This window comes from Clostridium sp. CM028, from assembly GCF_030585565.1.
In the GTDB taxonomy this organism is placed as follows: domain Bacteria; phylum Bacillota; class Clostridia; order Clostridiales; family Clostridiaceae; genus Clostridium_AD; species Clostridium_AD estertheticum_B.
In genome coordinates this window covers 3,648,191-3,660,827 of sequence record NZ_CP077766.1, presented here as the reverse complement: position 1 = coordinate 3,660,827, position 12,637 = coordinate 3,648,191, and the positions used below count along the sequence as shown (strand labels likewise).

At 31.8% G+C, this 12,637-nt stretch carries 15 protein-coding genes; 3 read left to right on the top strand and 12 right to left on the bottom strand.

Annotation, left to right across the window (positions count from 1 at the left end; all coding sequences use genetic code 11):
• Positions 1 to 75 precede the first annotated feature (75 nt).
• Both KTC94_RS17130 and KTC94_RS17125 read left to right on the top strand, forming a co-directional pair.
• Complete coding sequence (locus KTC94_RS17130; protein WP_220320590.1) at positions 76 to 1,137, top strand: IS30 family transposase; 1,062 nt, start codon at positions 76 to 78, stop codon at positions 1,135 to 1,137.
• A 142-nt stretch (positions 1,138 to 1,279) separates the two neighbouring features.
• Complete coding sequence (locus tag KTC94_RS17125; protein ID WP_216301781.1) at positions 1,280 to 1,540, top strand: hypothetical protein; 261 nt, start codon at positions 1,280 to 1,282, stop codon at positions 1,538 to 1,540.
• A gap of 375 nt (positions 1,541 to 1,915) precedes the next feature.
• On the opposite strand, the gene KTC94_RS17120 is transcribed toward KTC94_RS17125, so the two are convergent.
• On the bottom strand, positions 1,916 to 2,635 hold the full coding sequence (locus KTC94_RS17120) for a helix-hairpin-helix domain-containing protein (RefSeq protein ID WP_220320172.1): 720 nt from the start codon (positions 2,633 to 2,635) through the stop codon (positions 1,916 to 1,918).
• 150 nt (positions 2,636 to 2,785) lie between these two features.
• Between KTC94_RS17120 and KTC94_RS17115 the strand changes: the two genes are divergently transcribed.
• Positions 2,786 to 4,036, top strand: a complete 1,251-nt coding sequence (locus tag KTC94_RS17115) for a D-alanyl-D-alanine carboxypeptidase family protein (RefSeq protein WP_220285965.1) — start codon at positions 2,786 to 2,788, stop codon at positions 4,034 to 4,036.
• A 65-nt stretch (positions 4,037 to 4,101) separates the two neighbouring features.
• Here the strand turns inward: KTC94_RS17115 and KTC94_RS17110 are convergent, their stop codons facing one another.
• The 11 genes from KTC94_RS17110 to KTC94_RS17060 form a co-directional block, all read right to left on the bottom strand.
• Positions 4,102 to 5,058: an RluA family pseudouridine synthase gene (locus KTC94_RS17110; protein ID WP_165413707.1), complete on the bottom strand. Its 957-nt coding sequence runs from the start codon at positions 5,056 to 5,058 to the stop codon at positions 4,102 to 4,104.
• Positions 5,059 to 5,236: 178 nt separating this feature from the next.
• Complete coding sequence (locus KTC94_RS17105; protein ID WP_258876435.1) at positions 5,237 to 6,511, bottom strand: LCP family protein; 1,275 nt, start codon at positions 6,509 to 6,511, stop codon at positions 5,237 to 5,239.
• A gap of 4 nt (positions 6,512 to 6,515) precedes the next feature.
• Positions 6,516 to 7,088, bottom strand: a complete 573-nt coding sequence (gene yqeK, locus KTC94_RS17100; RefSeq protein ID WP_220320171.1) for a bis(5'-nucleosyl)-tetraphosphatase (symmetrical) YqeK — start codon at positions 7,086 to 7,088, stop codon at positions 6,516 to 6,518.
• A gap of 10 nt (positions 7,089 to 7,098) precedes the next feature.
• Positions 7,099 to 7,752: a nicotinate-nucleotide adenylyltransferase gene (nadD, locus tag KTC94_RS17095; RefSeq protein ID WP_216301778.1), complete on the bottom strand. Its 654-nt coding sequence runs from the start codon at positions 7,750 to 7,752 to the stop codon at positions 7,099 to 7,101.
• A gap of 44 nt (positions 7,753 to 7,796) precedes the next feature.
• Positions 7,797 to 8,087: a YhbY family RNA-binding protein gene (locus KTC94_RS17090; protein ID WP_165412894.1), complete on the bottom strand. Its 291-nt coding sequence runs from the start codon at positions 8,085 to 8,087 to the stop codon at positions 7,797 to 7,799.
• Positions 8,088 to 8,139: 52 nt separating this feature from the next.
• Positions 8,140 to 9,423, bottom strand: coding sequence for a GTPase ObgE (obgE, locus tag KTC94_RS17085; RefSeq protein ID WP_220320170.1), 1,284 nt, complete (start codon positions 9,421 to 9,423; stop codon positions 8,140 to 8,142).
• 42 nt (positions 9,424 to 9,465) lie between these two features.
• Positions 9,466 to 10,047 (bottom strand): Spo0B domain-containing protein, encoded by a 582-nt coding sequence (locus KTC94_RS17080; RefSeq protein ID WP_220320169.1) that lies wholly within the window; start codon positions 10,045 to 10,047, stop codon positions 9,466 to 9,468.
• A gap of 53 nt (positions 10,048 to 10,100) precedes the next feature.
• Entirely contained in the window at positions 10,101 to 10,403 is a 303-nt protein-coding gene (gene rpmA, locus KTC94_RS17075; RefSeq protein ID WP_165412891.1) for a 50S ribosomal protein L27, read from the bottom strand.
• 4 nt (positions 10,404 to 10,407) lie between these two features.
• Positions 10,408 to 10,740: a ribosomal-processing cysteine protease Prp gene (locus tag KTC94_RS17070; RefSeq protein WP_220320168.1), complete on the bottom strand. Its 333-nt coding sequence runs from the start codon at positions 10,738 to 10,740 to the stop codon at positions 10,408 to 10,410.
• A 2-nt stretch (positions 10,741 to 10,742) separates the two neighbouring features.
• Positions 10,743 to 11,054, bottom strand: coding sequence for a 50S ribosomal protein L21 (gene rplU, locus KTC94_RS17065; protein WP_165412889.1), 312 nt, complete (start codon positions 11,052 to 11,054; stop codon positions 10,743 to 10,745).
• Positions 11,055 to 11,190: 136 nt separating this feature from the next.
• Positions 11,191 to 12,633 (bottom strand): Rne/Rng family ribonuclease, encoded by a 1,443-nt coding sequence (locus tag KTC94_RS17060; protein ID WP_216301775.1) that lies wholly within the window; start codon positions 12,631 to 12,633, stop codon positions 11,191 to 11,193.
• Positions 12,634 to 12,637: the final 4 nt, after the last annotated feature.

The window sequence follows — 12,637 nt, the reverse complement described above, 5'->3', positions numbered from 1 at the left end:
AAAAAATAAAGACTCAAGAGAAATACTCTTGTATAATGTTAAGTGACTAAACCAACATATACGGGAGGATTTCAAATGAGTCAATTAGATTTTATCACACAGAGCAGAAAAGGTAAACACATAACATACGAGGAACGCATAAAGTTAGAAGCTTTACACAAAATGGGACTTAATTCAACTCGTATTGCGGAGCAAATAGGTGGGCGCTCAGAACGTACAATAAGGCGTGAAATTGCTAAAGGAATTGTAGAACTATTGAATAGTGACTTAACCACTCGAATGGAATATAGCGCAGAAATTGGGCAGTCAGAGCATGACAAACAAGGTACCGCTAAAGGTCCTGCATTAAAAATAGGAAAAGATCATAAATTGGTGAAGTACTTAGAAAAAGCTATTGGTATAGATGGCGAATCTCCGTATGCAGCTATTCAAAATATCACAAATAAAGATCTACAATTTGAAACAACTATTTGCTTCAAAACTGTGTATAACTATTTGGATAATAATTTGTTTTTAAATATAAGTAACAAAGATCTGCCTGTTAAAAAGAATGCTAAAAAGAGAAACTATAAAAAAATAAGATCAGCGTATAACAATACCAAAGGAACTAGCATATCGGAGAGACCTGCAGCGGTAGCTGCACGTGATGAGATAGGCCACTGGGAAATGGACACTGTAGTTGGCAAACAGGGTACAAAAACTGTCTTGATGGTGTTAAGTGAAAGAGTAACTCGTAAGGAGTTAGTCTTTAAAATACCATCTAAATCACAGGCGGCTGTCGTGAAAGAATTGGACAAATTGGAGCGTAAAATGGGAATGTTATTCTCGAAAACATTTAAAACAATCACCTGTGATAACGGCTGTGAGAACCTTGATTTCGAGGGTATTGAGAACTCAGTAAGAAATAAACGAAAGAGAACTAAAGTATATTATGCTCACCCATATAGTTCATGGGAGCGAGGCACAAACGAAAATATCAATAAAATGATACGACGATTTATCCCAAAAGGTGTGGATATTTCAGCATTCTCTAAAAAACAAATTATGCAAATACAGCACTGGATCAACAATTATCCAAGAAGGATTTTCAACGGTTTATCTGCCAATATGATGGAACAGAAAACCATTACAACTTAACATTATATTTTTCTTGAAAATTTCGGACATTTTATATTGCAATCTACAATGACAGTTTCTTAGATAATTTTTCTTTATATTACCTAATGTATGTAGTATACTTATATATTATGGCTAAATACGCTAATGAAGGAGGATATTTATGAAAGATAACATAAAAGAAATTGAAGATAGCATATTAAACTATCTGTATGAAAATAGAACCGCATCCCCACAAAGCATCGCAAAAATAAAACTTGCGCTTAATCTAGGTAATGGTAAAGGTGATATTAGGGTTTTGAAATCTTCTCTTGAATCTTTAATGAAAAAAAGGCTTATAACTAAACAAGCGGTTAGAGGAAATTATAAAATTGAACTTACCGGAATAGAATTTATTGAAGAGAATTTAAAAAAAGAGTTATAAACTCTTTTTTTTATGGAATACAATATAAAAAGCGGCTCAGATAGCATAAAACTATGTATCTAAGCCGCAATATGTCTATTTAATTATGAAACATGTGTAAATTGAATTCATTCGTTGTATTAACACTACAACATAGTTTTAACTCGGCAGGCACACTATCACCTACCCCCATGTATGTTATTAATTTTAGCATATTTCACCGATATATTCAATATCAATGTGCATAATCTTGTCGAATTGTTTAATCCTACACTCCATGCTTTAAATCTCCCTCGTTCATCTGTATATTGTATCCTTAGTTCATATAAATATACAAATATCCCATATAAACTTTATTAGTTTAACGACATTTCAGCGACCCAGGAGATGATTTAATTACTTTATGTCTATCTTATCTATAAATTTGCTTAAGGTCTTTTCTCCAATACCGCCCACTTTTGTTATCTCTTCTACAGACTTAAATCCTCCATTTTGCTGCCTATATTCGATTATAACATCAGCTTTAGCATCCCCTATTCCTGTAAGAGTCTTTAGTTCTTCTTTGCTAGCAGTGTTTATGTTAATAATAGCGCCCTTTTCAGTGCTACCCGAGTTTGAAGTCGCAGAATCGTTAGAATTGCTCTTTAGAGTAGTATTCAGGGGCGTTTGTGTTTTGTTTACCTCACCCTTTTTACAAATCACAATACAATCTTCATCATTTAGTTTTGCAGAAAGATTTGTCGCATCAAGGTCTGCATCACTAGTTCCCCCACCTGCTAGTTTTATAAGATCGGTAACTCTACTTCCTTTTTTTATATCATAAACACCAGGATCTTTTACAGCACCTTTTATATCCACTTTTATATTACTATCTTCTACTTTTGCATTACTACCTTCTACTTTTGCATTACTACCTTCTACTTTATTTGATCCAGCTGCAATAACGCCCTCTGCATCTTTTTTTTCTGAAGTTTTATCAGTTTCTACAAATATATCCTTATAATCCGAAGCATTAACATTTCCTTTTGGACTTGACAATTTGTAGCCAGCAATTATAAATGCAATACTTATGCATAAAATAACTATAGAACCAATTATTTTCTCTTTATTTTTCATAATATCTCCTCGTTAACCTCCTAGAGCACAGGACACTTGCTAATTATTTTGCCATCCTATATAAAATTATTGACAAGTTTACGTAAATACTATCGCTAAGAAAGATTTTTTTTGATATACTATAAATGTTGAAAAACTTGGAGGTAACCTATGAAAAAATTAATCACAATAGCACTTGCATCATTTTTTTTATTTTTTAATACGGCCCCAACAGTTAAAGCACTATTAAAACCGCCAGTGGTGTCTGCTGATAGTGTGGTTTTAATGGATGCCACTACTGGTAAACTACTTTATGAGAAAAATAAAGATTCTGCTTACCCACCAGCTTCTACCACAAAGATAATGACTATACTTCTCGTCTTAGAAAACTCTAATTTAAACGATGTGGTAACTGTAAGTAAAAACGCAGAGATGACTGATGGTTCAAAAATATATCTCCTTAAAGACGAAAAAGTTTCTGTAAAAGAATTGTTATACGGATTAATATTAGCCTCTGCTAATGACTGTGCCGTAGCTTTAGCAGAACATATAAGTGGTTCCACAGGAAAATTTGCAAAGCTTATGAATGAAAAGGCAGAATCTCTAGGTTGTAAAAACACTAATTTTGTCAATCCAAATGGGCTATATGACGTAAATCATAAAACTTCAGCCTATGATTTATCCCTAATTATGCAAGAGCTAACTAAGCATCCCGAGTACAATATGATTTCAACAACGCCTTCATATAAAATGGCAGCAACAAATAAATCCAAGGAAAACCGTCCTCTTTGGAATGAGAATAGACTAATACAAAAGAATGACCCACACTACTATAAAGGCTGTGAAGGTGGAAAAACAGGATATACTATCCAATCACAGCATTCCTTTATTGCCGTAGCTAGTAGAAATGGTCAAAAGCTTATAGTATCTCTTGTACATGACTCTGAAAAGACATTTTTTCCAGACAGTAAAAAATTATTGGATTATGGCTTTGATAATTTTGAACTCTATAAACAATTTAATAAGAATGATAAAGTATCAAATTTAACTTTAGATGACGGTACGAATGTTCCGCTACTTGCTTCAACTGATCTTTATATTGTTAAATCTAAAAATCCAACTTTAACTCCAACTATTAAAACTGAGGAAAAAAAAATAGGCCTTTCGCCAATTAAGAAAGGTGTTCTAATAAGTAATGCTACAATTACTTATGGTAAAGATTCTTATTCTTTAGATTTGACTAGTGGAATAGATTATGCTAAAAAGCACGTTCAAACCCCTTCACTCTCAACAAACACAATAAATGCACTAAAATATCTTGCACTTGCTTTAGCACTATTGTTATTTGTTATAATATCAAAAAAAAGGAAAATAGGAAAAAGGAGAAACATAATAGAGTATATTCCCAGACACTTTAAATAGTAAAACATAACATATAAAAAAGCACCAAGTATAAACTAGATTAATAGTTTATACTTGGTGCTTTTTTATATGTCACTTTCAGTTTTAAGTTTACTTACCAAATTCGCTATATCATCTGGAAGTTTTGATTTAAGTATAAGCTTCTCACCAGTTCTTGGATGCGGAATAATTAATTTATAAGCGTGAAGTGCCTGCCTATCAATATAGTGGCTTTCGCACTCTCCATAAAGGCTATCTCCATAAAGTGGATGACCGATATGACTTAAATGAACACGAATTTGATGTGTTCTACCAGTTTCCAAAGTTACTTTTAACAAATCACCATTTTCAAAAGAATCAATAACTTCATAATGAGTTATACTTCTTTGTCCATCTGCCCAAACTTCTCTCCTTGCACTTTCTTCATCGGGGTTTCCAATAGGCAAATCAATAGTACCTGTCTTATTTTCCATATTGCCATGTACAACAGCCATATAACTCTTCTCGAAAGTTTTGCTATGCATGTCGCTTTCCTGCATATCTCTTACCTGCAAATCACTGCTATGCATATCTCTAGCTAATGCCATATGTGAAAATTGATTTTTTGCAATTATTATAAGACCTGAAGTATCCCTGTCTAATCTACTTACGAGTCTAACAATGCATTTTTCATCTCTTTCCTTAAAATAATACAAAACTCCATTGGCAAGAGTACCACTGGGATAACCCCGAGTTGGGTGAACTACTATTCCCGGGCTCTTATTTACAACAATAAGGTCTATATCATCATATACCACGTCTATATCCATCTTCTCAGGCTCAATATTTTGATGTTCGTCTTTTTTCATATCAATTTCTATTTTATCCTCTGAATTTATTCTAAGATTCAACTTAGCTACTTGATTGTTTACCCTTATTTTCCCACTAAGCCCTGAGCTTTTTATAAATCTGCCAGATAAATTTTCTGTGTACTTTAAATAATCTCTTATCTTTACGTCAACGATGTTTGCTCCAACTACATATGTTAATTTATCATTACTCAATGGCAATTACTTCCATTTCAACTATTGCATCCTTAAGAAACTTTCCTACCTGAACGCAATCTCTAGCCATTAACTTTGTGCTAATAATATATTTTCCCATTTTTTCTTCCCCTCATAATTAAATAGTATTGGTAAGTTAAATCATCTCCTTGGTGGCTGAAATCTTCTTTGAAAATTATTAATGCATTAATTTATGATCTTTACCTAAGAAAACTATTATATCGAATTTTTCATCACTGGAGGATAAAAATTCAATATTGTCTATTTTAAAATCTTTTTCTAAATCATTTTTCATGTCTTTATTACCATTATATACTAAAATTTTAGTTTTACTAGTAGCTTTACCATTTCCTGTTACCGCTTTATTATAGCCGTTTTCTACAAGATATGTTGAAAAGTCACTAGCGAGTCCTGGTGTTTTAGTCCCATTAATCACCTTTATTTTAAGTTTTGACTTATCAATATTCTGTACCTGGCTGCCCTCTAATTTTGAAATAATTTCTTTATTTTGAGCTTTATTATATACTACATATGATACACCATGTACGCTCTTTAAATCGCCCTTAATGGTATCCATGGAGAGCTTATCACTACCAATGGTTGCAAATATGTATCCATATTTAAGTATATCATTAGCATCCATATTAGTTTCTACAGAACTTTTTATTGCTGATAAAATGCTTGGAATCTTAATTACTGTAATAGGACTTTTTACTTTCTTCATAACTTTAGAAATAAACATATGCTGATTTTCTATTCTTCCTAAGTCACCATTTTCAAAACCACTACCATCGGAATTTTTTCTCCACCTAAAAAATTCCTCAGCTTGTTTACCATCCAAATGAACATTCGTCCCCTTTTCAAAATGAATCCTTAAATCTTGATCAGGATCTTTATAATCCATTTTCCTTGTTATGTCAATATTTACTCCACCAATAGCATCAATTAGTTTATTAAATCCTTTATAGTCAATTTTGCCATAGTAGTCAATTTGAACACCTAATAACTTTTGTACAGCAGCAACTGCATAATCCACGCCACCAATAGCATGGGCAGCATTAATTTTTTGATTTTTACCATTTATCGTAACTAAAGTATCTCTGGGGATAGAAACCAAATTAACTTTTTTATCATTTGCATTATAATGTGCTAATATCATTGTGTCTGTCCTCTTTGGATCGTCAGCATTTGTAGCACCTGGAGTACCCACATCTACGCCCATAACCAGTATATTGCAAGATTTCCCATCTTTCTTAATCTTTTCTATATCATCATTATTTAATTCCGATGCTAATCCTTTTTGGGTTAAATCTAATGCACTATTATTAAAGCTATTTAAGTAGAAATAAAGATAACCAAAAATTAACACAAGCACTGTCACCACTAAAGTACTGATAACAATTGCAAATCTTTTATAATTTACTATTTTTCTCTTTTTTTTATTATCACTCATACTCTCACCTACTATATTTACTTAATAAATAATTTCTTGCTTCTATTGTATCCGTATGCAATAATCCCTTTTGACCTATAACATATTTTATAGTATTGTCAAAAGATTTTATGACTGCTGCATCTAAATCAATATTACTTAAGCTTCTTAGTTCTTCTACCCCATCAAATTTTCTTAATGGCTCAATATAATCTGCAATATAAATTATTTTCTCTAAAAGGCTCATGCTTTTTCTACCAGTAGAGTGATAACGAATAGCATTTAAAATATCCTCGTCGTAAATCCCCATTACTTCTCTAGCTAGTATACTTCCAACTAATCCGTGCAAAATTGGTGGGTTCTTTAGGTATATTTCATCTAATTGTATTTCATGTTCTATAGCCAGTTTTATAAGCTCCTCATCAGTCTTATTCTTAACACAATCATGTATTAAGCCTGCAATTCGTGCTTTTTCTACATTTTCTCCATAAATAACTGCTAGCGTTACTGCAGTTTCACTAACGTTTAAACTATGTCTTAATCTACTTTCTTTTAAACTTAATTTCAAATAATGGAGCATTTCTTTCTCATTCCACATTTAAATCCCCCTATTTATATAACTGAAGATTATCAATTATTACCTCTACACCCTTAGGAAGAAGATAATCAACATTTCTACCTTTTTTTATACCACCTCTAATGTTCGTTGAAGATATGTCTATAATTGGCATATTAAGAAAAATCACTTTACCATTGAACTTTTGTTCTACATGATTTTTCTGCTTTAACAATTCTTCCACTGTAAATCCTGCTCTACCATAAACCACCAACTTACAACTTTTGAGTATTCTATCTACATTTTTCCAATTATCTAAATCCATTAGGCTGTCTCCACCAATTAAAAAATACCACTCTATATTAGTTTGCGATTCACTAAAAAGTTCAAGTGTTTCATAAGTATAGCTATTCTCTTTTTTATTAATTTCATAATCGCTTATTTCAAAGTGGCTTTCGTGCTCTATTGCCTTTTTAACTAAATCATATCTAATTTGAGCATCTGTTATTTTTTTATTAATTTTATTCGGTGGATTCCCTGCTGGCATAAATAAAATCTTGTCTAAATGTAAATTGTATAATGCTTCATAGGCAATATGAACATGCCCTATGTGAATTGGATCAAAGGTTCCTCCAAAAATAGCCTTTTTCACTGTAACACCTTCTTTATAGTATAATAAGGTACCTTCTGTAAAATAATAACACATTTTCTAATTTATATAAAGGAAAAAGCATGTAAAATTACATGCTTTTATGGTAATTCAATTTTAGGCTTTTTTAATGACCTTTTGTACAATACGCATTTACTACCAATACTTTGTATTCCTTCAGCATTTATAGCCGTGCAAATTATATCTGATGCTTCTCTAGCAGTTATTCCACTATTGTTTAAAATTTTAATTTTAACAAGCTCTCTAGATTCTAATATGTCTTCTATCTGTTTTAAAAAATTTTCTTCTATTCCAGCTTTTCCAACCTGAAATACAGGTTGTAATGGATTTGCAAGAGTTCTCAAATAACTTCTTTGTTTACTTGTAATCATAATATCCTCCTAGTTACATTCTTATAAGATAAGAATTATCGCTCATTATCTTTTATAATAAGAATTCAAATTCAAACTTTTGTAGTCTTACTAAATCACCGTCTTGAATTCCTTTTGCAACTAATGCTTCAAATACTCCCTTATTCTTTAACACTTTGTGGAAATATTTAAGAGAATCCGGTTCATTTATATTAACAGCACTTAACAATCTTTCAACAAAACTTCCTTCAACAACAAAAGTTCCTTCTTCATCAACCTCAACAGTGTAGGTGAATCTCTTTTCTTCTATTATGAATTTATCTTCATCATTTATTATTAGTTCCGTAACTGGGATAGTAGTTAACATTCTAGCCGCTTCTTTCATAAGTGCATCCACACCTTGATTTGTAGCTGCAGATATTTTAAATATCTTACTATCATCATATCCCAGTTCATTTAATTTCTTCTTAAAGTTTTCAAATACTTCATCATCAAACAGCAAATCACTCTTATTAGCGGCTATTATCTGAGGTCTATCCCATAACTTAACGCTGTATTTTCTAAGTTCTTCATTTATTTTTACAAAGTCTTCTACAGCATCTCTACCTTCAATTCCTGAAATGTCAACCACATGAATAAGCATTCTAGTTCTTTCAATATGTCTTAAAAAACCTATTCCAAGACCTACTCCTTCAGCTGCACCTTCAATTATTCCTGGTATATCAGCAATAACAAAATTCTGTGCACCCTTAACACTTACTACTCCTAAATTCGGTTTTAAAGTTGTAAAGTGATAATTAGCAATTTTAGGTCTTGCTTTTGATACTACTGAAAGCAATGTTGACTTGCCTACATTTGGAAAACCTAATAATCCAACATCAGCTAAGCTCTTAAGTTCAAGCTTAATCCATCTTTCTTCTCCTGGCATTCCTGGTTCAGCAAAGTTTGGCGCTTGCCTTGTAGGTGTACAAAATTTAACATTACCTTTTCCGCCTTGTCCAGCTTTGCAAACTCTATAACTATCACCATCATGAGCTAAATCATACATTATTTTTTCTGTTTCCATGTCACGCACAATAGTCCCCATTGGAACTTTAACATACAGATCCTCTCCAGCTTTTCCATAACACTTAGAACCAGAACCGTTTACTCCATTTTTTGCTACGAATTTTCTTGCATATGAAAAATCTAATAGGGTAGTCATACTAGGATCAACTACTAATATTACGTCTCCACCGTCTCCACCGTCTCCACCATCTGGTCCACCCAGTGGTATATATTTCTCTGTTCTAAACGAAACGGCTCCACTGCCACCATTTCCTGATTTAACAAAAATCCTGGCTGTATCAATAAACATATATTTCACCTTACCTTAGCTCATTTTCTATTTTGTTTAATTTTAATTTATTAGCCCAGCGCCGCAGGTGATAACATCACTTATGGTACTGAATATTAATCTATAAGCTATATTATTATCAAAAACACATTTATAAATTCTTAAATCATCTATTTCTGTTTCTATTTGTTGCCATTCATCCATCCAACTCATTTCGTCAGACATAGCTTCATTATTAGTAATCAGTAAACTTTCACCTAATTCATCTTCGAATATATAAATATATACAAATTTCTGATTAGTAACTTCTAGTTCCATAAATATAGCGTTAAGTAAATCGCCTTTTTTATTATATCCAATTTCAAAAATTTTACTTTTAAAATTGCTAATTTCGATGTTTATTTCTACTTTTACTTCATTTTGCCATAGTTTTTTAATATTATTCTCAAGGCATAGTGAAAATCCATTATCTTGTAATCTATAAATTTCACTGATAATTTCATTTTCCTTGGATAACCTATCTATGTATTTCAAAGCATCTTTCGGTCGCCTCGTTTGCAAATATCCAGATATAACTTGCAGATCATTCATAAAATCATGTCTTTGTTTTCTAATTAAGTTTATAAAACTTTCTAAATCACTCATTACTATCCTCCAAAAGAGAATTTTAAAAAAGCACCCTTTAAGGGTGCCTTAAATTATTCAGCAATACACGTTTCTACATCAACAGGATAAACACTTGCTTTTTTCTTCATTTTGCCCATTCTTTCGAATTTTACAACTCCATCAATTTTAGCAAAAAGAGTGTCATCTCCACCTATTCCAACATTGTTTCCTGGATGGATTTTTGTTCCTCTTTGTCTTACTAAAATATTGCCTGAAAGAACAAATTGTCCATCTGCACGTTTAGTCCCAAGTCTCTTAGATTCACTATCTCTACCGTTTCTTGAGCTACCTACTCCTTTTTTATGAGCAAATAACTGAAGGTTCATAACTAACATTGTACTACACCTCCTCTGTTTCTACTTTTATATATTCACCATAAGTAATTTCTATACTTTTAAGTCCAAGTATCATTGTTTCAAGTAAAACTTGACATCTTTCGATATCTTTTAGGGTTTGATCTTTTAAATCTAAATTCAAAAATCCATCCTCTATATCATACTTCACCTTAATTTTTAGAACTTTCTCAATCCCAATAATTGTAGTTTGAGAAATTGCTGAAATAGCAGCACAAATTAAATCTACATCTAATTCTGCTTCTCTAGGCTGAGCATGACCTTTTATTTTAAAAGAAACTATTTTACCTTTTCTTCGAACAAATTCAACTTTAACCATAACTAAGCTTCTATCTTCTCGATTTGAATTTTAGTATATGCTTGTCTGTGTCCTTGTTTCTTTCTGTAATCTAACTTTCTCTTAAATTTGAAAACTATAATTTTCTTAGCTTTTCCTTGTGCTAATACTTTAGCAACAACTTTAGCTCCTTCTACTACAGGTTTTCCAACTATTAAGCCTTCTTCCTTGCCTACTGCAAGAATTTCATTTAATTCAATGGTTGTTTCAACTTCAGCATCCAATTTTTCAACGAATAAAACGTCTCCTTCTTGAACTCTATATTGCTTTCCACCAGTAACTAAAACTGCGTACATAAAATACACCTCCTTGATCCAGTCTCGCCATCCCAGGTACATACCTTTATGTAAAATAAGCAAGTATGTTTATAACCTTACGTGTGCGGTCTACAAATGACATTCTAACATATATCCAAATGTTTGTAAAGTGTATTTACCCATATATCTTCTGTGTTTGCAAATTTCTTATTTGATTTGCGAAAATTAGCGATTCTACTTTGAATTTTTCTAAATGGGGAATAAAATTCACATAAATTTTATTATCTAACGCTCCTATTTGACGTGCAAATTCTAAAACATCCTCCATAATATCCTTTTTGTAAATTTCGTCAATTTCAATATATATATCTTTAATGCCCTGTTCCTTATGTATCTTAAAAATTTCATTTTTAATTAAAAATTGAATATAGGCTAGCTTAACCCTGCTACTCTTCCCACCGCAATGCTTGCAAGGTTCCTCAATAAACTCGTATATAGACTTTCCGCGCCTCCGTCTTGCAATTTGAACCAAATTTAGCTCAGTAAATGGATAAATTACAGTCTTGTTTTTATCATCCGCAAATCCTGCTTCTAAAACGTCTAATATAATTTTTCTTACTTCTAAATCCTCAATATCAATAAAATCTATTATAATGATTCCGCTTAGATTTCGAAGTCTAATTTGTCTTGCAATTTCTGTCGCCGCCTCAATATTGGTGCTTTGTGCAGTTTTTCGAAGTGATCGACTCTTTGTATTCTTCCCAGAATTAATATCAATTACATACATTGCCTCAGTTTTATCAATTACAATATTTCCTCCACATTTTAGTGGAATCCTATGATTGCGAAGACTGAGTATTTCTTTTTCTATTCCGTAATAATCCAGTAACATTCTGCTTTCACTATGAAATTCAACTTTTACATTGATGTCCGATCGTTTTTCTGTAAATTTCTTCGTATACTGAAAATCACTTTCATTATTCAATACTATTTTAAAAGTGTTTTTATCTAAAATATCACGTAGAGTTCTGTTTAAAGCTCCAGCATCACTAAATAGCAAAATAGGATTTCTTGAATACTTCGCTCTGTTTATAACGGCCTTATATATTTCATATAATTCACGAACTTCATCGTTTAGGGTATCAATGTCTACATCAAAGGCATTAGTCCTAATCATTACCCCTATATCCTCTGGCTTGTTAAGTTGATTTGCCACCATAGTTTCAAAAGTTCTATTATTTATTTTTTTAGAAAAGCTTATGTCTTTATTCATATTTACAAGCACGCAGTAAATACCTGCAATGCCGAAAGCACTAGTAACTTTAGCTCCCTTTTTATCGATCTCTTCTTTTAAGACTTCAACTATAATCTCATCGCCTTTTTTTATCTTGGTATTCTTAAACTTTTCATCAAGATACATATAGCAGTCTTTGCCCTTCCCAATATCTATAAAAGCACATTTAATTGCTGGAACAATATTTTTTACGACTCCCTGATATATTTCTCCTGGAATAGGGCCACTATCCTCTTCTTCTATGAAGCATTCCTTTAATTTGTTATTTTCCTTTATAGCTATTCTTAAAAATTCTTCTTGCCTTTCAATATATATTTCTTTCACTTTA

What these genes read in the sequence shown, in the direction of transcription:
- nadD (WP_216301778.1), bottom strand. Translation starts at nt 7,752, where the DNA reads ATGTGTTATTATTTTACAGAAGGTACCTTATTATACTATAAAGAAGGT.
- KTC94_RS17120 (WP_220320172.1), bottom strand. Translation starts at nt 2,635, where the DNA reads ATGAAAAATAAAGAGAAAATAATTGGTTCTATAGTTATTTTATGCATA.
- yqeK (WP_220320171.1), bottom strand. Translation starts at nt 7,088, where the DNA reads ATGTGGAATGAGAAAGAAATGCTCCATTATTTGAAATTAAGTTTAAAA.
- rplU (WP_165412889.1), bottom strand. Translation starts at nt 11,054, where the DNA reads ATGTACGCAGTTTTAGTTACTGGTGGAAAGCAATATAGAGTTCAAGAA.
- KTC94_RS17115 (WP_220285965.1), top strand. Translation starts at nt 2,786, where the DNA reads ATGAAAAAATTAATCACAATAGCACTTGCATCATTTTTTTTATTTTTT.
- KTC94_RS17090 (WP_165412894.1), bottom strand. Translation starts at nt 8,087, where the DNA reads ATGATTACAAGTAAACAAAGAAGTTATTTGAGAACTCTTGCAAATCCA.
- rpmA (WP_165412891.1), bottom strand. Translation starts at nt 10,403, where the DNA reads ATGTTAGTTATGAACCTTCAGTTATTTGCTCATAAAAAAGGAGTAGGT.
- KTC94_RS17080 (WP_220320169.1), bottom strand. Translation starts at nt 10,047, where the DNA reads ATGAGTGATTTAGAAAGTTTTATAAACTTAATTAGAAAACAAAGACAT.
- KTC94_RS17070 (WP_220320168.1), bottom strand. Translation starts at nt 10,740, where the DNA reads ATGGTTAAAGTTGAATTTGTTCGAAGAAAAGGTAAAATAGTTTCTTTT.
- obgE (WP_220320170.1), bottom strand. Translation starts at nt 9,423, where the DNA reads ATGTTTATTGATACAGCCAGGATTTTTGTTAAATCAGGAAATGGTGGC.
- KTC94_RS17105 (WP_258876435.1), bottom strand. Translation starts at nt 6,511, where the DNA reads ATGAGTGATAATAAAAAAAAGAGAAAAATAGTAAATTATAAAAGATTT.
- KTC94_RS17125 (WP_216301781.1), top strand. Translation starts at nt 1,280, where the DNA reads ATGAAAGATAACATAAAAGAAATTGAAGATAGCATATTAAACTATCTG.
- KTC94_RS17130 (WP_220320590.1), top strand. Translation starts at nt 76, where the DNA reads ATGAGTCAATTAGATTTTATCACACAGAGCAGAAAAGGTAAACACATA.